This is a genomic window from Mycobacterium sp. (assembly GCF_049802695.1).
In the GTDB taxonomy this organism is placed as follows: domain Bacteria; phylum Actinomycetota; class Actinomycetes; order Mycobacteriales; family Mycobacteriaceae; genus Mycobacterium.
In genome coordinates this window covers 1-22,943 of the sequence record NZ_JBARMY010000330.1, presented here as the reverse complement: position 1 = coordinate 22,943, position 22,943 = coordinate 1, and the positions used below count along the sequence as shown (strand labels likewise).

The 22,943-nt window shown below is 64.8% G+C and carries 24 protein-coding genes; 10 read left to right on the top strand and 14 right to left on the bottom strand.

Annotation, left to right across the window (positions count from 1 at the left end; genetic code table 11):
* Together WA317_RS13725 and WA317_RS13720 are read left to right on the top strand one after the other, a co-directional pair.
* The coding region (locus WA317_RS13725; protein WP_425173555.1) for a Sir2 family NAD-dependent protein deacetylase at nucleotides 1–345 on the top strand (345 nt) is incomplete at its 5' end.
* A gap of 126 nt (nucleotides 346–471) precedes the next feature.
* Nucleotides 472–1,332 carry a DUF559 domain-containing protein gene (locus WA317_RS13720; RefSeq protein WP_425173554.1) on the top strand — a complete coding sequence of 287 codons (861 nt, stop codon included), beginning with the start codon at nucleotides 472–474 and terminating at the stop codon, nucleotides 1,330–1,332.
* 80 nt (nucleotides 1,333–1,412) lie between these two features.
* Here the strand turns inward: WA317_RS13720 and WA317_RS13715 are convergent, their stop codons facing one another.
* Genes WA317_RS13715 through WA317_RS13705 form a run of 3 tightly spaced genes read right to left on the bottom strand, consistent with a single transcriptional unit; the run spans nucleotide 1,413 to nucleotide 5,084 of the window.
* On the bottom strand, nucleotides 1,413–2,054 hold the full coding sequence (locus tag WA317_RS13715; RefSeq protein WP_425173553.1) for a class I SAM-dependent methyltransferase: 642 nt from the start codon (nucleotides 2,052–2,054) through the stop codon (nucleotides 1,413–1,415).
* Nucleotides 2,051–2,749: a TetR/AcrR family transcriptional regulator gene (locus WA317_RS13710; protein ID WP_425173552.1), complete on the bottom strand. Its 699-nt coding sequence runs from the start codon at nucleotides 2,747–2,749 to the stop codon at nucleotides 2,051–2,053. The genes WA317_RS13715 and WA317_RS13710 overlap by 4 nt, the downstream gene beginning before the upstream one ends.
* 1 nt (nucleotide 2,750) lies before the next feature.
* A complete protein-coding gene (locus WA317_RS13705) occupies nucleotides 2,751–5,084 on the bottom strand; it encodes an MMPL family transporter (RefSeq protein ID WP_425173551.1) in 2,334 nt (777 codons plus the stop codon).
* A gap of 291 nt (nucleotides 5,085–5,375) precedes the next feature.
* On the opposite strand from WA317_RS13705, the gene WA317_RS13700 reads away from it, so the two are divergent.
* On the top strand, nucleotides 5,376–5,507 hold the full coding sequence (locus WA317_RS13700) for a hypothetical protein (RefSeq protein WP_425173550.1): 132 nt from the start codon (nucleotides 5,376–5,378) through the stop codon (nucleotides 5,505–5,507).
* Nucleotides 5,508–5,631: 124 nt separating this feature from the next.
* Here the strand turns inward: WA317_RS13700 and WA317_RS13695 are convergent, their stop codons facing one another.
* Nucleotides 5,632–6,384, bottom strand: coding sequence for a 3-hydroxyacyl-CoA dehydrogenase (locus WA317_RS13695; protein ID WP_425173549.1), 753 nt, complete (start codon nucleotides 6,382–6,384; stop codon nucleotides 5,632–5,634).
* Nucleotides 6,385–6,445: 61 nt separating this feature from the next.
* Complete coding sequence (locus tag WA317_RS13690; protein WP_425173548.1) at nucleotides 6,446–7,528, bottom strand: CaiB/BaiF CoA transferase family protein; 1,083 nt, start codon at nucleotides 7,526–7,528, stop codon at nucleotides 6,446–6,448.
* 196 nt (nucleotides 7,529–7,724) lie between these two features.
* On the opposite strand from WA317_RS13690, the gene WA317_RS13685 reads away from it, so the two are divergent.
* Nucleotides 7,725–8,534 (top strand): enoyl-CoA hydratase, encoded by an 810-nt coding sequence (locus WA317_RS13685; RefSeq protein WP_425173547.1) that lies wholly within the window; start codon nucleotides 7,725–7,727, stop codon nucleotides 8,532–8,534.
* Here the strand turns inward: WA317_RS13685 and WA317_RS13680 are convergent.
* Nucleotides 8,527–9,252: a lysostaphin resistance A-like protein gene (locus WA317_RS13680; protein ID WP_425173546.1), complete on the bottom strand. Its 726-nt coding sequence runs from the start codon at nucleotides 9,250–9,252 to the stop codon at nucleotides 8,527–8,529. The genes WA317_RS13685 and WA317_RS13680 overlap by 8 nt on opposite strands.
* Nucleotides 9,249–10,385 (bottom strand): NAD(P)H-binding protein, encoded by a 1,137-nt coding sequence (locus WA317_RS13675; RefSeq protein WP_425173545.1) that lies wholly within the window; start codon nucleotides 10,383–10,385, stop codon nucleotides 9,249–9,251. Before WA317_RS13675 ends, WA317_RS13680 begins: the two co-directional genes overlap by 4 nt.
* 70 nt (nucleotides 10,386–10,455) lie before the next feature.
* On the opposite strand from WA317_RS13675, the gene WA317_RS13670 reads away from it, so the two are divergent.
* A complete protein-coding gene (locus WA317_RS13670) occupies nucleotides 10,456–10,956 on the top strand; it encodes an isoprenylcysteine carboxyl methyltransferase family protein (protein WP_425173544.1) in 501 nt (166 codons plus the stop codon).
* Between the two features lie 76 nt (nucleotides 10,957–11,032).
* Entirely contained in the window at nucleotides 11,033–12,112 is a 1,080-nt protein-coding gene (locus WA317_RS13665; protein WP_425173557.1) for a type III polyketide synthase, read from the top strand.
* Between the two features lie 16 nt (nucleotides 12,113–12,128).
* Here the strand turns inward: WA317_RS13665 and WA317_RS13660 are convergent, their stop codons facing one another.
* Together WA317_RS13660 and WA317_RS13655 are read right to left on the bottom strand one after the other, a co-directional pair.
* Complete coding sequence (locus WA317_RS13660) at nucleotides 12,129–12,941, bottom strand: crotonase/enoyl-CoA hydratase family protein (RefSeq protein ID WP_425173543.1); 813 nt, start codon at nucleotides 12,939–12,941, stop codon at nucleotides 12,129–12,131.
* Nucleotides 12,938–14,086: a thiolase family protein gene (locus WA317_RS13655; RefSeq protein ID WP_425173542.1), complete on the bottom strand. Its 1,149-nt coding sequence runs from the start codon at nucleotides 14,084–14,086 to the stop codon at nucleotides 12,938–12,940. Before WA317_RS13655 ends, WA317_RS13660 begins: the two co-directional genes overlap by 4 nt.
* A 141-nt stretch (nucleotides 14,087–14,227) precedes the next feature.
* On the opposite strand from WA317_RS13655, the gene WA317_RS13650 reads away from it, so the two are divergent.
* Both WA317_RS13650 and WA317_RS13645 read left to right on the top strand, forming a co-directional pair.
* Nucleotides 14,228–15,451: a M4 family metallopeptidase gene (locus WA317_RS13650; RefSeq protein WP_425173541.1), complete on the top strand. Its 1,224-nt coding sequence runs from the start codon at nucleotides 14,228–14,230 to the stop codon at nucleotides 15,449–15,451.
* Between the two features lie 29 nt (nucleotides 15,452–15,480).
* On the top strand, nucleotides 15,481–15,771 hold the full coding sequence (locus WA317_RS13645) for a protealysin inhibitor emfourin (RefSeq protein WP_425173540.1): 291 nt from the start codon (nucleotides 15,481–15,483) through the stop codon (nucleotides 15,769–15,771).
* Nucleotides 15,772–15,799: 28 nt separating this feature from the next.
* Here the strand turns inward: WA317_RS13645 and WA317_RS13640 are convergent, their stop codons facing one another.
* Nucleotides 15,800–16,309 (bottom strand): hypothetical protein, encoded by a 510-nt coding sequence (locus WA317_RS13640; protein ID WP_425173556.1) that lies wholly within the window; start codon nucleotides 16,307–16,309, stop codon nucleotides 15,800–15,802.
* 144 nt (nucleotides 16,310–16,453) lie between these two features.
* Entirely contained in the window at nucleotides 16,454–17,890 is a 1,437-nt protein-coding gene (locus WA317_RS13635; RefSeq protein WP_425173539.1) for a WS/DGAT/MGAT family O-acyltransferase, read from the bottom strand.
* A 163-nt stretch (nucleotides 17,891–18,053) separates the two neighbouring features.
* Here WA317_RS13635 and WA317_RS13630 point away from each other — a divergent pair, with 163 nt between their 5' ends.
* Together WA317_RS13630 and WA317_RS13625 are read left to right on the top strand one after the other, a co-directional pair.
* Nucleotides 18,054–18,863: a lysophospholipid acyltransferase family protein gene (locus tag WA317_RS13630; protein WP_425173538.1), complete on the top strand. Its 810-nt coding sequence runs from the start codon at nucleotides 18,054–18,056 to the stop codon at nucleotides 18,861–18,863.
* 88 nt (nucleotides 18,864–18,951) lie between these two features.
* Nucleotides 18,952–19,887, top strand: a complete 936-nt coding sequence (locus WA317_RS13625) for an SDR family NAD(P)-dependent oxidoreductase (RefSeq protein WP_425173537.1) — start codon at nucleotides 18,952–18,954, stop codon at nucleotides 19,885–19,887.
* A 62-nt stretch (nucleotides 19,888–19,949) separates the two neighbouring features.
* Here WA317_RS13625 and WA317_RS13620 read toward each other — a convergent pair whose 3' ends face one another.
* The 3 genes from WA317_RS13620 to WA317_RS13610 all read right to left on the bottom strand — a co-directional run.
* Nucleotides 19,950–21,221 carry a cytochrome P450 gene (locus WA317_RS13620; RefSeq protein WP_425173536.1) on the bottom strand — a complete coding sequence of 424 codons (1,272 nt, stop codon included), beginning with the start codon at nucleotides 21,219–21,221 and terminating at the stop codon, nucleotides 19,950–19,952.
* 69 nt (nucleotides 21,222–21,290) lie between these two features.
* Nucleotides 21,291–22,505 carry a cytochrome P450 gene (locus WA317_RS13615; protein WP_425173535.1) on the bottom strand — a complete coding sequence of 405 codons (1,215 nt, stop codon included), beginning with the start codon at nucleotides 22,503–22,505 and terminating at the stop codon, nucleotides 21,291–21,293.
* A gap of 12 nt (nucleotides 22,506–22,517) precedes the next feature.
* The coding region (locus WA317_RS13610) for an aldehyde dehydrogenase family protein (protein ID WP_425173534.1) at nucleotides 22,518–22,943 on the bottom strand (426 nt) is incomplete at its 5' end.

Genomic DNA, 22,943 nt, shown 5'->3' with positions numbered 1-22,943 from the left:
CCCGACATGGCTGAGCCGGCGATCGAGTTGGAGCCGCCCACGTGCGGCTGCGGCGGGCTGATCCGGCCCGACATCGTCTGGTTCGGCGAGCAGCTGCCCGGAGGACCGTGGCAACGCGCAGTCGAGGCCACAGCGACGGCCGATGTGCTCGTCGTGGTCGGGACGTCGGGAATCGTCTATCCCGCGGCGGGCCTGCCTGATCTGGTGCTGGCGCGAGGCGCAGTGGTCATCGAAGTCAATCCCGAGCCGACTCCGTTATCGGCGTCCGCCACCCTGACCGTGCGCGAGACGGCGAGCCAGGCGTTGCCGAAGCTGTTGCAACGGCTGCCCGCCCTGCTCGGTTAGGCATTCATTTCGAGCCTGCGCTGAACGCGGCGAGCCTGCGCACAGATCGCAGTCTGTCCACAACGATCGCGCCCTGACCGCGGAATCGTTGGCGCCGGCGTTGGGCCGGCAACCGAAAGTGATCCCGTGACGACAAGCGAAGAGCCGTTTATTGGTAGCGAGGCACTGGCCAGCGGAGTCTTGCGGCCGCATCATCTGCGGTCGCGATTCCGGGCCGTGCTTCCCAACGTCTATTTTCCGCGCGATCAGGATTTGACGACGCGGCAACGCGCGGCCGCAGCTTGGTTGTGGTCACACCGGCAAGGGATTATCGCCGGCTTGACCGCAGCTGCGTTGCATGGCTCGAAATGGGTAAACGAGCGCGTACCGATTGAGTTGGTCTGGTCTAACGCCCGACCACCAGGCGGAGTGCGCACATACGACATCACCCTTGATTCTGAGGAATTCACCGTGGTCGCGGGTCTGCCGGTGACAACGCCGGAGCGTGCGGCGTTTGACATAGGTCACCGCGGATCGGTTGGCGCGGCGATCGCATATCTCGACGCCCTTACGAGCGCTACCGGTCTCAAGCTCACCCAGATCGCCGAAGTGGCTGACCGGCATCGCGGAGCACGGGGCCTCCGGCAACTGGAAACGGTACTCGAGCTCGTGGATCCCGGTGCGCAGTCGCCCAAAGAGACGTGGCTGCGGTTGTTGTTGATTCGCGCGGGCTTGCCGCGGCCGAGCACCCAGATCCCAGTAATGAGTGTGGACGGCGCTCGCATGTACTACCTCGATATGGGGTTTGAGGATCTGATGGTCGCGGTCGAGTATGACGGCGAGCAACACCGTATGGACCGCTGGCAATACACGAAGGACATTCGACGCTCGGAGGCATTGGAACGACTCGGTTGGATCGTCATCCGGGTGATCGCCGGTGATCGCCCCGCCGATATCGTGCGCCGGGTGCGCGATGCCGTGGACGCTCGACGCGCGAGCCTGCGCTGAGCGCGCCGAGATTGCGCACAGATCGCGGGTAGAGCCGGTCGCAGGCTGTGAGCGCAGTCTCGGCGAGCCCGATGGCGTAACTAGCCCGGGCGGAGCGCCCGTCCCAGCGCAAAGTCGGTGGCCGGCAGAGGCACCCAGGACGGCAGCGTCGACTCCCGCCGAGCGGTGTCCACGTCGAACCCGGCAGCAATGACGGCGCGTTCGGTATCGCGGTGGGTATGGCAGTTACCGAACAGACGCGGCCACAACGTCGCGTCGGCCAGTCGCTGCAACCGCCCTCGCCACCCGGGACTCGCCACATGCTCGAGGTAACGCAGCTGTCCGCCCGGGCGGAGCACTGAAAACAATTGGCGCAGAACAGCGTTCGGGTCATTTACCGAGCAGAGCACCAACGAGCACACCACGGCGTCGAAGGGCTCGGCCACGATGAAGCCTTCCACCGTCTCTTCGGTGACTAGAACCGGAACGCTCGCGCCTTCGGCCGCGGCCTTCGCCCGCGCAGCCAGTCGCGTCTCGGGCTCGACGGCGATGACCTGCTCGACCGAGGCCGGATAGCAGTCGAAGTTAGTGCCGACGCCGGCCCCGACTTCAAAAACGCGGCCCGACAGGCCGGCCAGATTTTCCCGACGCAGCTGCCGTACCGCGGCGGTTTCGCGTGCGGCGATGACAGGCCACAGTCGCGCGAAAAGCGGATGGTTCACCGTCGCCGGCGCTGCACTCATCGGCGCGAGCCCTGCAGCGGCTGATACGACGTCAGCCAGTCCACCAACTGCTGCGGCGTGGCGTCCGCGCCGGCCATCCCAAGCACCACGTGTCCGCAGAAAACCGCGTACAGCACCTGATCGGCGAACGCCTCGGCATCACCGAACGGTAGATGCGGCTTGGCGATCAACAGCGCCGCCACCCCGTGCGCGGCGCTCCACAGTTGCAGCGCAATCGTGGTCGGATCGCCCGGCGCGAAGACGCCCTCGTCGATCAGGGCCTGCACGGTGGCGCGCATGTGCTTGAACGCCGAACTGTCCAGGCTGGCGTCGACGTCGCTTCCCGACCGCCACTCGCCCATGGTGGCGATCCGATACAGCTCAGGCGTTTCGGCGGCGAACCGGACATAGGCCAGCGCCTGGGCCCGCAGCACGTCGACCGTCGACGACTGCCCGGCGGCGGCCTGTTGCATCTCAGCATCGAGTTTGGCGAGATACCGCGCGCACACCGCATCCAGCAGTGCGTCTTTGTCCTCGAAGTGTAAATAGATCGACGGCGGTGTGACACCGACGTGCTGGGCGACCGAGCGGATGGACACCGCCTTGGCGTGGCCGGTTTTGAGCAGCAGCTCGGTCGCGGCGTCGAGTATCTCTTCGCGGAGCCGATCACCGGATCCGCGGCGCGCGCGCTGGCGTCGAATCTTTTCTGCCGGCACCTCAACCGTCCGTCATGACTGCCGCAGTTCGCTGACCCTCTGGGGCGCGCCCCAATTCGACGGGCGCGGGCCCCTCCTCGTCACCGGACTCGCTGATGCCGATCCGGTCATGCAGCCACGTCAGGGATCTGGGGGCCCACCAATTCCAGCGGCCTAACACATGCATGAAAGCGGGAACCAGGACCATCCGCACCAAGGTGGCGTCCGCCAGCACGGCAAGTGTCAAACCGAGGCCGAACATCCGCATGAACGACACCTGCGCTGCGGTCAGAGCGGCGAACGATATCGACATCACCAGCGCGGCGGCGGTGATGACCCGGCCGGTGCGGGCGAGTCCGAGTGCCACCGATTGGTCGTTGGCGGCGCGCGCCGCGGCACCGTCGCTGGTGCGCTCGGCGGTCTGAGATTGAAGCCAGTACTCGCGGATTCTGGAGACCAGGAAAACCTCGTAGTCCATCGACAACCCGAATGCGATGCAGAACAACAGCACGGGGATGTTCGCCACCAAGGTCCCGCTGGGCGTTGTCCCCAGCGCGCTGAGGTGGCCGTCCTGGAATATCCACACCAACGCACCGAACGCCGCCGTCAGCGACAGCACGTTGAGCACCAGCGCCTTGAGCGGCAGCACGATGCTACCGGTGAGCAGGAACAGCAAGGCGAATGCGATGGCCGCGATCAGCCCCAGCACCAGCGGCAATTGCTTGGTGATGCCCTCGACGCTGTCTTGGTTGATCTGTGCTGATCCAGCCATCTGAACGGATCGCCCGGCCGGCCCCGGCACGTCGTGCAATCGGTCGAGTTGGGTGTTAGAGGCTTGGGAGAACAGCGGCGCAGTGGTGGACACGGTCAGAAAGGCGCTGCCGTCGGCCAGTCCGGTGGCGGCGGCGGGTGGTCCGATCCGGCTTCCGGCCTTGTACGTTCCGGTCGGGGCGGTCACCGTGGATACGTCGGACACCCGCGACAGGTCGGCGGCGTAGCGCCCCAAATCGGCCGGGTCCAGGCCGCCGGCGTCCGGGATGACGACCGGCACCGCCGTCGCGGAGTCGTCGGCGAAATTGTTGCGCAGCTCATCACCGATCTGATGCGACGACGCCGAACGCGGCAGCACGCGATCGTCCGGCATGCCCCACTTCACCCCGAGGAAGGGAACTCCGAGTAGCAGCAGCAGCGCGACCACAGCCAAACCGATGGGCATGGCGCGGCGTATCACGAACTTGGTCGAGCGGTACCAGAACAACTGCTCGACCGGTTTTCGCACCGGATCGGGGCGGCGCAGCACGCGGCGCGCCAGCCGTCGCACGTCCAGCGAGTCCAGTCGTGGCCCCAGCAGCGCGATCGCGGCCGGAGTCACCAGGATCGCAGCGACGGCGACGAATCCCACGGTGGCGATGCCGGCGTAGGCGAACGACTTCAAGAAGTACATCGGGAACAGCATCATCACCGCCATCGACAAGGCCACCGTCGTCGCCGAAAACAACACCGTGCGACCGGCGGTGGCCATGGTGCGGACGAGCGCCTGGTCGGGGTCGGCACCGTCGGCCAGCTCGTCGCGGTAGCGGCTGATGATCAGCAGCGTGTAATCGATTGCCAGCGCCAATCCCAATGCGGTGCTCAGATTCAGCGAGTAGGTCGACACGTCGGTCGTGAACGCAATCAGCCGCAGCACCGACATCGAGCCGACGATGGCCAACCCGCCGAGCAGCAGCGGCAGTGCCGCTGCCAGCAACCCGCCGAAGACCCAAACCAGCACCAGAAAGCTCAGCGGAATCGTGAGGGATTCCATCAGCAGCAGGTCTCGTTCGTTCTGCTGGTTGATCTGGTCGTATGCCATCGCGACGCCGCCGGCGCGCACGGTCACGCCATCCCGGTCGTGCACAACTTGGGCAGCCAGCGTCTTGGCGTATTTTTGCGCGTTGTTTTCGCCACCCTTGAGGTTCGCAACGATCAGTCCCGACTTGCCGTCTTTACTGATCAGGCCCGCGGCGGCGGTTGACGGCTCAGAGGAGGGCCCGGTCCACGCCGAGGACACGTTGAAGACCATGGGTGACCCTTCCAGCTGCTCGACGATGTCGGTGGCAGCCTGGCGGGCCTGGGCGCTGCGGGCACCGGCGGGTGCGGTCACCACAATCAACATCTGCTGATCGCTTTGCCCGAACTTGTCGTTCAGCAACTTGAGGGCACGGGCAGATTGCGACGTCGGGTCTTGGAAGCCGCCGGCGGACAGGCTTTTGGCGACCGGGATACCGAAGACCGCGGCTGCCACCAAGACCAGCGCGGCTATCCCGATGATGCGACGCGGCGCAGCGAGGGCCAGTCGAGCGATTCCCTGCAGCACGGCGCGTCCTTTCGTCGCCGGCAGCGGTCCGCGGCGACGTAGTTGGTTTAACTTACCAACGGTAAGTTAGTCGCGCTCAGCCTGACAGTGACCGCCACTACTGGTCAAGACGATGGAGAGGGAACGTCCGGTTCACTGGAATCGCGAAGAATCGTTCGTCGGCTTGTCGTCCCGGAACCTACCGGCGCGTACGCGCACCGGCGAGCCGAACCCTACCCAGCGGTAATATTGCCACCAAATTTTGAACGGTGGCTCAAAGATTCCTTAAGTGTTGCCCATACGGTCAGATGTATGTGGATCGACGACTCGGGCGTGGACGTCATCAAAGCTGATTTCGAAGCGCTCTACCACGGCGACATGCTGGTGGAGGGCGAGACTTCCGAGCAGCTTGAGGACTGGCACCCGCTACCCACCGCAAGCTGAACCACCGCGCCGGCCCTTAGTGGGGCGGCCGGGTAAGCGGAGACGCTTTGCCTCGATCGCGCTCCGTCGTTGCGCGATTTCCGAAAAATCCCGCCAGCTTCGGCGCGCCTTCAGCGTGACGGGCTCAACGCGGCGCCATCCGAATGGCGCCGTCCAAGCGGATCACTTCGCCGTTGAGCATCGGGTTTTCGATGATGTGCACAGCCAGTGCTCCGTACTCATCCGGGTTGCCCAGCCGCGACGGATGCGGCACCTGTTTGCCCAGTGAATCCCGCGCAGCTTCCGGCAGGCCGGCCAGCAGCGGGGTGTCGAACAGGCCCGGGGCAATGGTCACCACGCGGATGGCTTTGCCGGCCAGATCCCGGGCGATGGGCAGGGTCATGCCGACCACCCCACCCTTAGACGCCGAGTAAGCCGCCTGACCGATCTGCCCGTCGAACGCCGCCACCGAGGCGGTGTTGATGATGACCCCGCGCTCTTCGCCGATGAGTTCGGTCTCGGCGATCCGCTCAGCGCCCAGCCGCAGGACGTTGAACGTGCCGATCAGGTTGACTTCGACGACCTTGCGGAACGCGTTCAGTGGAAAGACACCGTCTTTGCCCAGCACCCGGATCGCGTTACCGGTGCCGGCGCAGTTGACGACGATGCGCAGTGGACCCAGCGAGTCGGCGAGGTCGAGAGCGGCGGTGACGCCGTCTTCGTCGCTGACGTCGGCCGGCGCGAACCGCGCCCGCTCACCAAGCTCGCGGACCACATCCTCGCCTCTGAGGTCGAGCACGACCACCTGAGCCCCGGCGTCGAGCAGCCGACAGGTGGTCGCCAAGCCCAGGCCGGACGCGCCACCGGTGACGAGTGCAGTGGCGTCTTTGATCTCCACTCGAACTCTTTCCTCTCGATCCGACCGGCCCCTGTGCGAAGTCGGCTCTGCGGTCGCTGGGCTATAGCCAGTCGGTGAGCACGGCTTCGGTGTCGGCTCCCGGCGGGCCCGGCGGACGGGGTTCGTCGGGCGCGGTGCGGGAGAATTTGGGCGCCGGAAATGCCTGCACGCCGTTGTCGGTCTGATAAAGGCTCTGCCGGGCAGCCAGGTGCGGCTCGGTCTCGGCTTCGTGAAACGTCAGAACCGGCGTCACGCACGCGTCGGATTCGGCGAAGACTTTGGCCCAGTGGTCGCGATCGTGGCCGGCGAACACCTCGGTGAGCCGGGCTCGCAGTTCGGGCCAACGAGCTACGTCGTTCTGGTCCGGCAGCTGAGCGGCATCAAGCCCTAGGCCGGCCAGCATCGCCGCGTAGAACTGCGGCTCGATGGCGCCGACGGCGACATAACGACCGTCGGCGCATTCGTAGGTGTCGTAGTAGGGCGCGCCGCCGTCCAGCAGGTTGGTGCCGCGGTCGTCGGTCCAACTCCCCAGCCCGCGCATCGCCCACATCATCTGCACCAGCACGCTGGAGCCGTCGACCATCGCCGCGTCGACGACCTGACCTTTCCCGGAGGTCTGCCGCTCCCAGAGCGCGGCCAGAATGCCGACCAGCAGGAACATCGAGCCGCCGCCGAAGTCACCGACGAGGTTCAGCGGCGGCACCGGCCGTTCGTTGACCCGGCCGATGGCGTGCAGGATGCCGTTCAGCGAGATGTAGTTGATGTCGTGTCCGGCCTGCCGGCTGCGGGGACCGGTCTGGCCCCAGCCCGTCATCCGGGCGTAGACGAGCCGGTCGTTGACTGCCGCACAGTCGTCGGGACCCAGGCCGAGCCGCTCGGTGACTCCGGGCCGGTATCCCTCGATCAGCACATCGGCCTTCGCGATCAACTGCAGCACGAGGTCACGTCCCTGCTCGGATTTCAGGTCGGCGGTGACCAGCCGCCGGTTGCGCAGCATCGCGTCCCTGGCCGCTCCGCTGGTGGTGCCGGGCCGTTCAATGCGGACCACCTCTGCGCCCAGGTCACCGAGAATCATCGCCGCGTGCGGACCCGGCCCGATCCCGGCTAATTCGACGACCCGCAGGCCGTTCAACGGTCCCGCCATGCTCCCGACCTCTCTGTCGACATTCCCGTGGCGATCGCCAGCGCGGCGGAGCCGGGCGCAGCGGGTCGCCACCAAACCAACGTGGCGATCGCCAGCGCGGCGGAGCCGGGCGCAGCGGGTCGCCACCAAACCAACCCGTTGGCATCTTCGCAGCCGCCGCGGCCGGCGCTGCACCCGGTCACTTAAGGTGGGCCCCATGCCGGATTCCGGGATCAACACATTGGCGCCCATTACGGGCCTCTCTGTCACGTTGGCCGACGGTGTGCTGTCGGTGACCATCGATCGACCGGACACCCTCAACTCGCTGACGACGCCGGTGCTGGCCGGCATCGCCGACGCTATGGAGCATGCGGCCACCGACCCGCTGGTGAAGGTGGTGCGCCTCGGTGGTGCCGGCCGAGGGTTCAGCTCCGGCGCCGGCATGAGCGCCGACGACATCTCGGCTGGTGTGGGAACCGACGTCATCGACGAGGCCAACCGTGCGGTCCGGGCCATCGTGGCGCTGCCACGCCCGGTGGTCGCCGTCGTGCACGGGCCGGCGGCCGGCGTCGGGGTATCCCTCGCTTTGGCATGCGATCTCGTGCTGGCTTCTGACGCTGCGTTCTTCATGCTCGCCTTCACGAAGATCGGGTTGATGCCCGACGGCGGCGCATCCGCATTGGTGGCCGCGGCAGTCGGCCGGATCAAGGCGATGCGGATGGCGCTGCTCGCGGAGCGGTTGCCGGCCGCCGAAGCACTGACGCACGGTTTGGTCAGCGCGGTGTACCCGGCCGACGAGTTCACGGCCGAAGTGGACAAGGTGGTGGCAGCGCTGCTGTCCGGCCCGGCGGCGGCATTCGCCAAAACCAAGGACGCCATCAACGCCGCCACGCTCACCGAGCTCGATGCCGCCCTGGAGCGCGAGCTACGGGGTCAAACGCAACTGCTGCGCTCACACGACTTCCGCGAGGGCGCGACGGCTTTTCAGCAGCGGCGCATACCCAATTTCTCCGACTGGTCTACCTGACCCCGAACAACGGCGGTAACGCGAGCACCATGAACAGGCCCCACACCAGGTGGGTCAGAATCGGTGCCAGCACCCCGCCTGTCGATCGGCGCTCCCAAGCACCGACCGTTCCGAGAAAGAGCGCGGCGAATCCGAGCATCGGGTTACCACTTGCCATAGCGGCTGCGATGTACAGAAGGGTCGAGATCACGACGGGGCGGTGGCGACCCAGCGCCGTATAGAGCGCGCCGCGGAAGAACATCTCCTCGGCGAGGCCGTTGAGCAAGGTGACTGCCACGACCAAGAGCAACGAGCCCTGGTCGGCGTATCGCAGCACCTGGGCGATGAATTCCGCGACGGCCGGAATCTCCCGGACCACCAGCCCACCTATTACGAAGATGAGACCGAGCACCAGGCCGATGGTGGTGCCGGTGATGACCGGGCGCTGGTTGCGGCCGCGCCAGCAGATACCGCCCAGATGCAGCGGCCCGGAAATGAGTGCCCCGGCTATCCACACCGCCGCGAGCGCCAAGGTCAGCCAGAAAAAACCCGACGCGCCCGGTCGACGCGACATCGTATAGCCCATAGCCGCCGCGCCGATCACCAGCACGATGCCGACAACGATGCGCCGCCGCATCACCACCGAGGGCGGTTCGTTGTGTGGAGCAGCGACATTGGTGATAGCGCGGCGGATATCCTCCACCGCGGTAGTGCGAGGGACGGTGACGAAATCGCTCATGCATGCACTTTCGGGGTCAAGTTGAGCAGTACGTCCAAGCCGGTTCGCAGTGCGCCGGCGAGTGGACCCGGGACCATGTTGACCAGCCCCAGGGTGGGCCGCGCGATGGGGGGTGTCACGAGCCCGAAGAGCTGTTTGATCCGCAGAGCGTCGCCGCCGGCCCAGGCAGGGTCGCTGTCAGCCAGGTGGTGCGGATCGACCAGCGCGTTGACCCGTCTGGGCCGGGAGCTCGAGAGTGCCAGCGCGATCGCATCTTCAGTGGAGACCAGCCCGGCGGGCGGATCGGGGACGACATCGCGCAACGGTTTGGCGGACGCCTGCATCGGGTGGTCGAGCGACCGCACCAGATCGGCGGCCAGCCCGTCAGGCACCGGCAGGGCGAGTGCGGTGACCAGCGAAGCGGCCGCGGTGCCTATTCCGCGCACCGGCACACCGGTCTGCCATTTACCGGAGACACGCGCGTAAGTCTTGAGCAGCTCGCGGTACGACGTGGTTTGGGGACCGGCGATGTCGTAGTTACCGGCGGGCACCAGCTTCGAATCGGCTGCGGCGATCAGGTAGTGCAGCACGTCACGGATGGAGATCGGGTCGAGGGGGTTTTCCATCCACGGCGGTACTGGGATGAGCGGGAACCGGTCTCCGACGTAGCGCAGCATCTCGAACGACGTCGAACCTGCGCCCAGGATGATTGCCGCGCCCAGCCACACCAGTTCTGGCCCGCCGTCGATTTTGAGTGCGTCGCCGACCTCCGCCCGGCTGGCCAGGTGTTCAGACAATGTGTCGTCGTGCGGAACGAAGCCGCCGAGGTAGACGATGCGTTGCACACCGGCGTCTTTGGCTGCGATCGCCACGTTCGCCGCGGCTGCTTTGTCGACGTCGCGGAAACCGGGCTGACCGATGGCGTGCACCAGGTAATACACGACGTCGATCGGGCCGGCGACGGCGAACGCCGTGTGAGCCGACTCACGGTCGTTGGCGTCCAGCACCACCCCGCTGACTTCGTCGACCCAGCCGAAACGCCCGAGGCGCTCGGGGTTCCGGGTGGCGGCCACCACGTCGTGGCCGTTCGCCAGCAGTGTCGTTACCAGCCGTGATCCGATGTAGCCGGTCGCGCCGGTCACTAAAATCCGCACGATCTCCAACCTAGCCGGGCGACGATGCAGAGCGCACAGCGCGATGAGGAGGAGCCGGGAAGGAAGCGCCGTGTACTACCTGCTCATCGCGACTGTCGCTCTTGAACGCCTCGCCGAAGTGCTGGTAGCCAACCGCAACGCCCGCTGGGCCTTTGCCCGTGGCGGCACAGAGTTCGGCCGCAACCACTACCCAGTGATGGTCGCGTTGCATACCGCGCTGCTGATCGGTTGCGCCGCCGAGGTATGGGCACTGCACCGACCGTTCATCGCCTGGCTGGGCTGGCCGATGCTGGCCGTCGCAGCGCTCAGCCAGGCCCTGCGCTGGTGGTGCATCACCACGCTGGGCCGCCGTTGGAACACCCGGGTGATCGTGCTGCCCGAAGCACCTCTAGTGCGGCAAGGGCCTTGCCGATGGCTGCACCACCCGAACTACGTCGCTGTTGCCGCCGAGGGACTCGCACTGCCGCAGATCCACGGGGCATGGCTCACTGCAGTCGTGTTCACGCTGACCAACGCTGCGCTGCTGCGGGTGCGGATCACGGTGGAGAATTCGGCGCTGGGTTACTCGTGAGCGGCGCCTGCAGCTTGGACTCATTGATGGGAAACGTAACCCCTTACCTGATTACGATGAAAGTATGCGTCCGCTGATGTCCGGCTCGCAGACATCTGAGTTGGGCGAGACCGCCGATTCCGTCACGCCGCGTGTTGCCTCAGTGGCGGTTGAGTTTCCGCCGCACCACCACGGCCAGCAAGAGACCATCACGGCGCTGGCCGGTTTCGCCGGACAGGACTTCTGGCGGTTCGCCGAGAGCAGCGGTGTCCGGGCCCGTCACCATGCCCTGCCGTTGCACCGGTACGCCGAATTGAGCAGCTTCACCGAGGCGAACGACGCCTTCATCGACATCGCTGTCGAACTCGGTGAGCGGGCGCTGCGGTCAGCGCTCGACAAAGCCGGGTTGGCGCCTTCCGAGGTGGACATCGTCTTCTCCACCACCGTCACCGGGCTGGCGGTTCCCACCCTGGATGCGCGACTGGCGACACGCGTGGGCTTGCGTCCGGACGTCAAACGAGTCCCGCTGTTCGGGCTGGGCTGCGTCGCAGGCGCAGCCGGAGTGGCGCGAATGACGGACTATCTGAGAGCCTTCCCCGGCCAGGTGGCTGCGCTGCTCGCGGTGGAACTGTGCACGCTGACCGTTCAACGCAACGACCGTTCGGTGGCCAACCTGATCGCCACCGCCCTCTTCGGCGACGGAGCGTCCGCCGTCATCACGACGGGTGCGCAGCGGACGGCGGCCGGGCCCGAGGTTCTGGCCAGCCGCAGCCGGCTTTATCCGGACACCGAAGAGGTGATGGGCTGGCACATCGGCAGCGACGGGTTTCAGATCAAGTTGTCCGTGGAGGTGGCAACGGTTGCCGAGAAGTACCTGGGCGAAGACGTTCGCAACTTCCTCGCCGACTACGGGCTCACGACCGCGGACGTCTCGACCTGGGTCTGCCATCCCGGCGGCCCCAAGGTGATCGAAGCAGTGGAGAACGTACTGGAATTACCCGCCGACGCGCTTGATCGCACCCGAAAATCGTTGCAGGAAAACGGCAATCTGTCCTCGGTGTCGGTATTGGATGTGTTGCGCGCCACGCTGGCCGACCCGCCACCGCCGGGATCGATCGGGCTGATGATCGCGATGGGACCGGGTTTCTGCTCAGAGCTGGTGCTGCTCTGCTTCTGAGCCGGGAGGGTGAGCCTCAGCGTGCCTTCCACATCGGCCGGCGTTTCTCGGCGAACGCCAACGGACCTTCTTTGGCGTCCTCGGTTTTGAGCAGCACGCGAAACTCCCGCTCGGTGCGGCCCCAGCTCGTTTCCTCGTCTGGGATGACGCTGTCGTCGGCGCCGTAGGCGATCCGTTTACTGGCCTGCACCGACAACGGCGCGTTCACCGTCACCCGCTCGGCCAGCGCCAGCGCAGCGTCCAGCACGGTGCCGTTCGGGACGACCTGGTTGACCAGACCCCACCTGGCGGCCTCTGCGGCACTGATCGGCTCACCGGTAAGCAGCATCTGCAGACCCACCTTGCGCGGGAGCTGATCGACGATCCGGAACACGCCGCCGGCGCCGGCGATCAACCCGACTTTCACCTCGGGCAGACCGAATTTCGCGCCCTCCCCGGCCACCACCAAATCGCTGGCCAGCGCCAATTCGGTGCCGCCGCCCAGTGCGGTGCCGTTGACCGCCGCGATGGTGGGCTTGTCGATGAAGTGGTGCACGTAGCCGGCGAAGCCCCACTCACCGTGCTCGGGGTGGTACAAGTTCTCGCGACGCGCGATCGCCTTGAGATCGGCCCCGGCGCAAAAGGATTTGTCGCCGGCGCCGGTGATGACCACCGCGCGGATCTCGGGGTCGTGCTGTGCTTCCTCGAGCGCGTCGCCGACGGCGCTGCTGACCGCGCCGTTAACCGCGTTGCGGGCCTCCGGGCGGTTGATGGTGATGACCAGGACGTTGCCGCTCCGCTCGGTGAGCGCGCCGGGCTTTGTTTCCCCGGCGGCGGCGCTCTCCGTCACAGCAGTTCGAGAATGGTCGCGTTGGCCTGGCCGCCACCCTCACACATCGTCTGCAAGCCGTAACGAATGCCCTTGTCGCGCATGTGATAAAGCAGCGTCGTCATGATCCGCGCCCCGGATCCGCCGAGCGGGTGTCCGAGGGCGATCGCGCCGCCGTTGGGATTCAGTTTCTTCTCGTCGGCGCCGATGTCGTGCAACCAGGCCAGCGGTACCGGTGCAAACGCCTCGTTGACCTCATACGCGCCGATGTCGTCGAGACTCAGACCGGACCGCTTCAGAGCCTTCTGGGTCGCCGGGATCGGGGCGGTCAACATGATCACCGGGTTCGCCCCGGCCAGCGCCACGGTGTGGACCTTCGCGATCGGCTTGACCCCCAGCGACTTGGCCTTCTCGGCCGACATGAACAGCAGCGCCGCCGAACCGTCGGAGATCTGGCTGGAGTTGCCGGCATGGATCACGCCGTCTTCCTTGAACGCCGGCTTCAGCTGTGCCATCTTCTCGATCGGTGTGCCCCGGCGGATGCCCTCGTCCTTGAGCACCGCGTTGCCGTCCTGGTCCTCAATAGCGACAATCTGGTCATCGAAAGCACCGGAATCCTGTGCAGCCGCAGCCTTTTGGTGTGAGCCGAGAGAGAACTCGTCGAGTGTGGTGCGGTCGAATCCCCACTGCTCGGCGATCATCTCCGCACCGATGCCCTGGTTGGGAAGCACGCCGTCATACCGACTCGAGAAATTGTCCGGATAGGGCCGGCCGCCGCTGGCCAACGAGGCCCCCATCGGCACCCGCGACATCGATTCCACACCACCGGCTACCACGACGTCGTAGTGACCGGCGACCACGCCGGCGGCGGCAAAGTGCACCGACTGCTGGCTCGACCCGCACTGGCGGTCGACGGTGACACCCGGCACCGTCTCGGGCCAGCCGGCCGTCAGCAACGCGGTACGGGCGATGTCGAGAGCCTGCTCACCGGCCTGCATGACGCAGCCCCAGATGACGTCGTCGACGACTCCGGGGTCGACACCGGCGCGCTCGACCAGTCCGTTGAGGACCTGCGCGGACAGATCGGCCGGGTGCACGCCGGACAGGCCGCCATTGCGCTTGCCGATCGGTGACCGCACCGCCTCCACAATGACCGCTTCAGCCATCACACATCTCCTTCGGTGAAGGTCCTTCGACGAGAGTCCTGCCACGATTGTCGGTCAGCGCCGGCTGTAGGTCACCGGCGGGGTCATCTCGTAACCAGCACCGGGCAGCGAGCGGACGACACTGATGCCATGCTGCTTCACATGGGTAGGAGCCACTCCTTCAACTGCATCACACCGCCACATCTGTTGGACAAGCTGCTCGAAAGTGACGACGCCGCCATTCGGGAGGCGGCGCAGCAGACGCTGATCGCCAGCGCGGCGCTGCGTGGCGAACGCAGGGTCCGCCCCACCTTCGCCGCGATCGTCAACCCCGGACACGGCGAGCGGACCATCTGGGATGCACAGCACCGGGAAAGGCTCGAAACCGCAGAACTCGTCCGGTCCGAGACTTCTGGGCAGACGACGGACGGGTCGGTCAATCGGGCCTTCGACCATCTGGGGACGACACGGAAGTTCTACTCAAACGTGTTCGCGCGCAACTCCACCGACGGGTTTGGCACGCGCCTCAACGGTTATGTGCACTACGGCAGACGCTTTGACAACGCCTTCTGGGACGGCCAGGAAATGGTGTTCGGAGACGGTGACGGCCGGCTGTTCGCCGACTTCACCCTGGCGCTCGACGTGATCGGCCATGAATTGACACACGGCGTGACCCAGACGACCGCGGCGCTGCTGTATCACAACCAGTCCGGGGCGCTGAACGAGTCGATATCCGATGTGTTCGGGTCGCTGATCAAGCAGTGGTCGAAAGACCAGACCGCAGAGGACGCCGACTGGCTGATCGGGGTGGAGATCTTCACCCCCGGGTTCACCGGCGACGCGCTGAGGTCGATGAAGGACCCGGGTCACGCCTACGACAACCCGACCATGGGCAGGGATCCGCAACCGGCGCACATGCGCGGCTACGTCGAGTTGCCTGACACCGCGCGTGGTGACAACGGCGGGGTGCACATCAACTCGGGTATTCCGAACAAGGCGTTCTACCTCGTCGCAACCAACATCGGCGGGAACGCGTGGCACGCTCCAGGCCACATCTGGTACGAATCGCTGAAGGCATCCAATCCCACCACCGACTTCTCGGAGTTCGCTCAGACGACGGTGACCAAGGCCGCTCAGCTCTACGGCGTCGACGCACAGGGCGCTGTCCAAGACGCCTGGGAGCAGGTCGGTATTCGAGTCAAGGGTCTTCTTCCACGCCCGACGGCTCCCACCGGCGAGGGATCGCTCGAAGCGCTGCAAAACCAGCTCGTGGAGCTGTCTGCAGGTGTCAAGGCGCTCGCCGAGGAAGTGCACGGCGGAAACGCGCCGACGGCCGAGCCCCCGACGGGTCGCACAGGCGACAGCAAACAAGCCAAGGGCACGTAGCGGTTCCCGGCTTGGGTACGGATCGGTCGATGAAGGTTTCGCTGAACATCTACGGCGGCTTGCTTCCCCGCTTCCGAGCGCCGGACCACGTCGTCGACTCTAATGAGCTTGCAGAGGACGACAACCAAGAGTTGCACCGGCTGGTATCCGCGGCGATGGCTTCAGCCGCTCCACCCCAGACCGGCGACGACCTCCTGCGAGATGCGCAGACTTACCAGATTACCGTCGAAAGTGGTTCCGCGACAACGGTGTTAGAGGCCGCCGACGGCGGTGTACCGGATGCCTTTGCCGCGCTGCGCGACTGGTTACGCGAACACTGACAAGCTTGCCGGGCGTTCTGCGGTGAGTTCAGGGCAACAGCGGTAGCCGCCACAACGGCGCGCTGGGTTTGAGCGCCCATAACCGGGTCGCGGTGAGTCGCACCAGCCGCAAACTGACCACGATCAGCAGAACGGCCAGCGGCAGCTCTCCGAGGACCGCGGTCAACACCGACAGCCAAACGTCGTTGGGGCCGGCGGTCATAATGTCGAACCAAGCATCGCAGATCAGCAATACGCCGGTGGCAAAAGCCGCGAGCAGCAGCAACTGCCGGCGAAGCATGCCGAGCAGCACCGTCGCCGACATGAAGATGAGCAACAGCAAGTCGAATCCCGCCCAGGTCGCCCACCAGTCGTGCACCACGTAGTCCTGCGGCAGAGCGAAAGCAAGGTAGATGATCCAGGGAATCAACACGAAGGTTCCACCGATCATCAACGCCAGCCACGCCCGGTGGATTCGGTAAGCCTGAGTGATGGGCAACAGCTCGTTGAGCGGTCGTTCGAGTCGCTGGATCAATTCGCGTCGCTCGGTGGGAGACATCGCTTCGATCTGGGCATTGGACAGTGTGCTCACCACTGATCAATACCCACCTTGCTGTGGTTGAAGCCGCGCAGGTCAGGAAACCGCACTCAGGCGGTGGGTCGAACCACTGCTGCGCAGGCTGCCGGGCCACTCGGGCATGCCTCAGACAGCCGGGACCGGCGGCATCGCGGTGGCTACCTCTGCCAAGTCACCTCGGAGCCCCGAAGCTCTTCGTAATTCGCGGAAGGCCTGCACCATCGCGTCGGTTGCCTGGTGAGTGTCGGTGAGCGTTTGATCGTCGGCGATGACCGAGATGTTGAGTTGGTCGACGTAACTCCACACCGTGATGTTGATAGCGCAGCCCGGGGTAAGCGGCCCGGCTGAGTAAATCTCACTGACGGGCGCGCCGGCGAAGTGGCCGCACTGGCGGGGTCCGGCCACGTTCGAGATCGGGATGTTGTAAAGCTTGTTGTGAGCGTTGCGGGCGGCCAGCCAGCGGAACGCTGCAGGGGCCGCCGCCGCGGGTAGGTATCTCATCAGCCGGCCGAACAGCTCGGGACCAACGAGCTCATAGTTCTCCTTGGCGATCGTCGTGCTTTGCGAGATCAACTCGAGCCGCTGCAGTGGATCGTCGATATGTACAGGCAGCGACACGGCCATGCCGCTCAGTTCGTTTCCGCTGATCCGGTCCGCCGATTTGTCGGTGCTCGCCGGTACCGAAGCGACGATGGCTTGATCGGCGCGACCGTCGTAGCGCAACAACAGTTCCCGCAGCGCCCCGCTGGCCATCGCCAGAACAAGGTCATTGACGGTGGCGTCGAGATGTTTGCCGGTTTGCTTTACTTCGGCCAGCGACAGGGTCGCCGTGGCAAAGGTGCGCTGTGCTGAGACGCTGTGGTTGAGGAACGTCGGCGGGGTGTGTAAGGGTTTGGCGAAGTTTTCCGACCGTGGACCGCGCTCGCGTGAGCGGCAGTAGAGCCGCTGGGCGGCCACGATCGCGTCCTTGAGCAGTGCGGGCAGTTCGAGGAATTGCCGGACGTGGTCACGGGCGGCTGCCTTCAGTAGCTGCGCGGTCGACGGCGCAACACAATCCGTCGCGTTGTCGCGTTCGAGTGAAGCCATCTCGACGGAGTCCATTACCCGGGCGAGCAAATTGGCCGACGCCACCCCGTCGGCCAGCGCGTGATGAATCTTGCCGACGAGGGCGTAACGTTGCCCGGCCAAGCCCTCAGCGAGATAGAACTCCCACAGCGGGCGTCGCCGGTCCAGGGGGACGCTGGCGATCTGGCCGATGATCCCGTCGAGTTCTCGCCGGCCGCCCGGGGTCGGTATCTGAACCGGCCGCACATGGAAGTCAAAATCGACCTCGCACTTCTGCAGCCACATCGGATGATGCAGTCGCCACGGTACATCGATGAGCCGATAACGCAGCGGGTCGAGCAGATGCACCCGGCGCCGCAACGTGCGCCGGATCAGTTCGACATCGAAGTCAGCCTCACCATTGGTTCCGTCGATTACGGCGATCTTCAACGTGTGATTATGCAAATTCGGGGTTTCGCTGTACAACAGCATCGCGTCGGTACCGTTGAGCCGTTTCATGCTGCACCTCGCCGTCCGTGAGCCGCTGACCACCAGTCGCAAGGGCGCCCCGCGCGAATACCGTCTCTGCAGAGTGTGCCCCGCTGCGGACCATACTATGGACCAAGTAGTTGGTCTGTAAGGTGATGGCAGCAGCCCAGATGTCGGAGGTGACACGTTGCCCATGAGCGACTCCAGTTCGTCCGGTCAGCGTGAGGCGGTCGGGTGGGACGCCGAATTCACCCGCCGGCTGATCGACGCGGCCAAGCCGGTCGGCAAGCGCTGGTTTCGTTGGCAGGTAAACGGTCTCGAGCCGTTCCCGCCCGAGGGCGGAGTATTGGTGGTGTCCAATCATTCTGGTGGCATGCTCACTGCTGACGGCCTGATCTTCTCGACCGGGTTCTACGACCGGTTCGGTTACCGGCGGCCGGTGCTGACACTTGGTCACGACGCGTTGTTCGCCGGACCATTGGCTGATTTCATGACCCGCATCGGCCTCATCCGTGCCCACCACAAGGTCGCCGCGGATGCCTTGCGATCCGGCGCCGTCGTTCTGGTCTTCCCGGGCGGGGTCTATGACGCCTATCGACCAACTTTGCGAGAGAACCGGATCGACTTCAACGGCCGCACCGGTTATGTGAAGACAGCGCTGGAAGCCAACGCACCGATTGTTCCGGTGGTGTCGACCGGCGGTCAGCAAAGCCAACTGTTCCTCACCCGCGGGACGTGGCTGGCCACAAGGCTGGGGCTGCAACGTTTTCGTTCGGATATTCTGCCGCTGACGATCGGCTTCCCGTTCGGGTTGAGTGTCATTTTGCCGATCAACATTCCGCTTCCGACGAAGATCGTCACGCAGGTGCTGCCACCCATCGATGTCGTGGCGGAGTTCGGCGCGAAGCCTGACATCGCCGCAGTCGACAAACACGTCCGGTCGGTGATGCAATCCGCACTTTGTGATCTCGGCCGCCGACGTCACCTACCCGTAGTGGGCTGAGCACGGTTTCGCGGTTGACCAAATATATGTTCCGACATATTCTGCCCATGGTTGCGTGCAGCAGCCGTCGAGTTGGGGGTCGGACGGGATGATCGATTTCACCGGCCAAGTTGCCGTCGTCACCGGAGCGGGTCGCGGGCTCGGCCGGCTCTACGCCCTGGAGTTGGCTCGGCGCGGCGCCTCGGTGGTGGTGAACGATCTCGGCGGAAGCATGCGAGGTGAGGGATCGGACGGCACCGTCGCCGACGCAGTCGTCGATGAGATCCGACAATCCGGCGGCGAGGCCGTCGCCTCATACGATTCCGTCGACACGGCCGAGGGCGGCAAAGCCATCGTCGGTGCAGCGTTGCAGGCATTCGGTCGTCTCGACGCGGTGGTGAGCAATGCGGGCATCTTCAACAGCATCCCGTTTGAAGACATGACGCCGGCCGAGTGGCACCGCATGCTTGACGTTCATCTCAACGGCGGCTTCTACCTAAGTCACGCCGCCTACCGAGTGATGAAAGAGCAGGCATACGGACGATTCGTCTTCATCTCTTCTTCTGGTGGCATGTTCGGGCAACCAATGGAGTCTCACTACGCGGCGGCGAAGGCGGGCCTGGTTGGGCTGTCCAATGTCATCTCCATCGAAGGGGCCGAACACGGGATCAAGTCCAACACCGTGCTGCCATTCGGTTTCTCGCGGATGGTGACCGAAACGGTGGGCGATCCGAAAGCCTTGGAAGATATCGGTTTCGCGAAGGTCATCAAGCCGGAACTGGTGGTCCCGATGGTCAGCTTCCTGGCCAGTCGCGACTGCGATCTCACCCATCAGAACTTCTCAGCCTGCGGCGGCAGGTTCGCGCGGGTGTTCATCGGCTTAGGCGAGGGCTGGCTTGCCGGCGCGGAGAGTGAACCCACCGCCGATGACGTGGCTGCACACTTGTCTGAAGTGACGGCGACCGAACCCTTCACGGTTCCCGGCTCGATATTCGAAGAGGTCTTCGCGATCTGTGAACGATTGGGTGTCAGCGCATTACAGTGACTTGAGCCGTCCAGCAACGATGTGCCTCGGCAAGGAAGCTAAGGAGTTCCTTCGCCGCATGTTCAGGCTCCGTGCACCGGCACGAACTCGATGTGCAAAGCACTGAGTCCGCGCATGATGAAGGTCGGGTCGTACTCGTAAATCCGATTTTCAGGCGGCCCATGATGTGCCGCGGAGATCGAAATGTCGGCCATCCGATCCAGCAGGCGATTGACCGAGATACGCGCTTCAGCGCGCGCCAGCGGCGCGCCCGGGCACGAGTGAGCTCCGCGACCGAACGCCACATGCTCGCGCACATTGCGCCGATCGTGCTGAAACTCATGCGGTTCATCGAACTTTCGCGGGTCGCGGTTGCTGGCGCCGGGAAGCAACATGATGATTGTGCCGGCCGGTACGTCGATGTCGCCGACACGGGTGTTGGTTCGCGCCAGACGGAAATGGCTTTTCACCGGGCTTTCCATGCGCAGCGCCTCTTCCAGGAACGCCGGGATCAACGTGCGGTTGGCGCGGAGTTGTTGTTGTATGTCCGGACGTTCGCCGATTACCCGCGTTCCGCTGCTGAGCAGCTTGGTAGTGGTTTCCATCCCGGCCGCGAACAGAAACGTCGCTAATTTCACCACTTCGTCGACCGACGGCGTAGACCCGTCCGGATACGTCGCCGCGGCCAGTTCGGTCAGCACGTCACCACGTGGATCACGTCGGCGGTCGGTGACATATGAGTTGAATTTCTCGTCCAGCCAGACCAGCGGGTTGTGCGCGACGGTGTCGGCTTCCCCGAGGTCGCCGACGAGTTCATTGGCCAATACCGCCCGGAACTCGCGCTGGTCCTCGACGGGGACACCGAGCAGGTCGGCAATCACCAGCATCGACAGCGGTTTCGCGTAGTCCTCCAGGAATTCGCACGACCCGTTATCGAGGAAATTGTCAATTTGCTGATCGACCAAGCGCCACATGAAATCCTCGTTTTCGCTCAATCGCTTGGGCGTGATCAGCTTGTTCAGCAAACCACGGGTTTTGGCGTGGTCGTCGGCGTCCATGGTGACGACGTGTTCGGCCATCGGAATCATCGCGCGGTGTTCGGCGATTTGCGCGCTGATGTCGTCTCCCTCCGGAGTGAACGGTAGCGAAGGGAAGGGCCCGGCGACGGCAACACAGGAAGAGAAAGCCGGGTCTTTATAGGCGGCCAGCGCCTCGGAATGCCCTGTCACGGCAACGATGCCATGCGGCGTGGCCGGGCGCACCGGGCACTGGGAACGCAGGTAGTCGAAGTAGGGATAGGGGTCAGGAACCAACGACTGGTCGGTGAAGTAATCTACCGACTCGAAATCGCTCATGGTGCCTCCTCAACCAGTGCCGGATCTGCGCAACAGTGCTGAAACAACAGATGCGCCGAGGGTCAGCCGCTAGGTAACGTCGAAGAGCACGGGCAACGAAGTCGGCGAGCGAAAGACCTGACCGCGGATGTGCGGATCGTCGCCCTCGGGATCAAGCCGCAGGTTGGGCAGGCGGTCCAGCAAGAGATTGATGGCAGTGCGCATTTCCAGACGGGCCAAATGCATTCCGAGGCAGACGTGAACGCCGTGCCCCCAGCCCAGGTGACCTCTCGCCTGCCGATGGATGTCGAAATGATCGGGCTCGGGATAGCGATCTTCCTGCCGGTTGGCAGCTCCCAGCATCGGCATGACCGCGGATCCGGCCGGGATGGGCACCCCGCCGAGTTCGGTGTCGCGCGTGGCGGTCCGGGTGATGGTCAGCAGTGGCGGTTCCCATCGCACGCCTTCTTCGATGGCCTGCGGCAGCAGCGACCGGTCGGTACGAATGGCGTCCAGTTGCTGTGGGTCCGACAGCAGAGCCAGCAACAAATTGCCCAGCGCCCGGTAGGTCGTTTCGACGCCGGCAGGCAGCAGCAGACGAAGGAAGGAGAAAATCTCCTCGTCGTCAAGCTTCTGCCCGTCGATTTCCGCCTCAGCGAGCCGGCTGATCAAATCGTCTTTCGGTTCGGCGCGTCGCGCCTGCAGGATCGGGGCGAAGTAGTCGCAGAGCGCGGCTGACGCGGCAAGGCCCCGTTCCGGGTTCATGATCCAGCTCAGCAATGAGATGGACCAACGCTGAAATTGCGGATAGTCCTCCTCTGGCAAGCCAAGCAGACCGGCGATGATCTGGCTGGGGTAGTCGAAGGTGAATCCCTTGACGAGATCTGCTTTGCCATTGGCTGCGAATTTGTCGATCAGGCCGTTTCCGACCCGCGCGACGAGTCCGTCTTCCCAACGCGCCAATGCTTTTTGGGAGAAGGCTTTTGAGACCAATGAACGCAACCGACCGTGCACCGGCTCATCCATGCCCAGCATGACACCTTCACCCAGCACCGGCCCGAAGGCCGCGATGACGCCCGACGACGAGAATGTCTCGTTGTCGCGTAACAGTTGCTGTGCTTCCTCGTGGCGGTACACGATGAACACCGGCTTGGATTCTTCGTGCGGCATCCCGGACGTGTCCAGGCGCTGAACGGGCTCCTCCCGGCGCAGTCGAGCCAATTCGGTGTAGGGATCGCGCACGTCACCCGAAACCGCGTCGTCGAAGGCGCCGAAGTCGTCAAGGTCGTCGAAAAGCTGTTCCATTCCTGCTCCTCTTCAATCGGCCGGGTAGGCGACCGACTTCACTTCCGTGTACTGGCTGAAGCCCAGAATGCCGTTTTGGCGCCCGACCCCAGAGTCCTTGTAACCACCGAACGGCGTATCGGCGCCGTAACCGGCGGTGCCGTTGAGCCCGATGAATCCCGCGCGCAGCCGGCGAGCAACGGCAAGCGAGCGGTCTCGCGAGCTCGACATCACGTTGCCGGCCAGCCCGTAGGCGCTGTCGTTTGCGATCCGGACCGCGTCGTCCACGTCGTCGTAGGGAATGACGACCAGCACCGGACCGAAAATTTCTTCCTGCGCAATAGTCATCTTGTTGTCGACATTGGTGAAAAGGGTGGGGCTGACCCAGAATCCCTTGTCGAACTGCTTCGGCGGCTCGGTACTGCCGACGAGCAGCGTGGCGCCCTCGTCGACGCCCTT

What these genes read in the sequence shown, in the direction of transcription:
- WA317_RS13715 (WP_425173553.1), bottom strand. Translation starts at nt 2,054, where the DNA reads ATGAGTGCAGCGCCGGCGACGGTGAACCATCCGCTTTTCGCGCGACTG.
- WA317_RS13700 (WP_425173550.1), top strand. Translation starts at nt 5,376, where the DNA reads ATGTGGATCGACGACTCGGGCGTGGACGTCATCAAAGCTGATTTCGAA.
- WA317_RS13690 (WP_425173548.1), bottom strand. Translation starts at nt 7,528, where the DNA reads ATGGCGGGACCGTTGAACGGCCTGCGGGTCGTCGAATTAGCCGGGATC.
- WA317_RS13685 (WP_425173547.1), top strand. Translation starts at nt 7,725, where the DNA reads ATGCCGGATTCCGGGATCAACACATTGGCGCCCATTACGGGCCTCTCT.
- WA317_RS13680 (WP_425173546.1), bottom strand. Translation starts at nt 9,252, where the DNA reads ATGAGCGATTTCGTCACCGTCCCTCGCACTACCGCGGTGGAGGATATC.
- WA317_RS13665 (WP_425173557.1), top strand. Translation starts at nt 11,033, where the DNA reads ATGTCCGGCTCGCAGACATCTGAGTTGGGCGAGACCGCCGATTCCGTC.
- WA317_RS13655 (WP_425173542.1), bottom strand. Translation starts at nt 14,086, where the DNA reads ATGGCTGAAGCGGTCATTGTGGAGGCGGTGCGGTCACCGATCGGCAAG.
- WA317_RS13650 (WP_425173541.1), top strand. Translation starts at nt 14,228, where the DNA reads ATGGGTAGGAGCCACTCCTTCAACTGCATCACACCGCCACATCTGTTG.
- WA317_RS13645 (WP_425173540.1), top strand. Translation starts at nt 15,481, where the DNA reads ATGAAGGTTTCGCTGAACATCTACGGCGGCTTGCTTCCCCGCTTCCGA.
- WA317_RS13640 (WP_425173556.1), bottom strand. Translation starts at nt 16,309, where the DNA reads ATGTCTCCCACCGAGCGACGCGAATTGATCCAGCGACTCGAACGACCG.
- WA317_RS13635 (WP_425173539.1), bottom strand. Translation starts at nt 17,890, where the DNA reads ATGAAACGGCTCAACGGTACCGACGCGATGCTGTTGTACAGCGAAACC.
- WA317_RS13630 (WP_425173538.1), top strand. Translation starts at nt 18,054, where the DNA reads ATGAGCGACTCCAGTTCGTCCGGTCAGCGTGAGGCGGTCGGGTGGGAC.
- WA317_RS13625 (WP_425173537.1), top strand. Translation starts at nt 18,952, where the DNA reads ATGATCGATTTCACCGGCCAAGTTGCCGTCGTCACCGGAGCGGGTCGC.
- WA317_RS13620 (WP_425173536.1), bottom strand. Translation starts at nt 21,221, where the DNA reads ATGAGCGATTTCGAGTCGGTAGATTACTTCACCGACCAGTCGTTGGTT.
- WA317_RS13615 (WP_425173535.1), bottom strand. Translation starts at nt 22,505, where the DNA reads ATGGAACAGCTTTTCGACGACCTTGACGACTTCGGCGCCTTCGACGAC.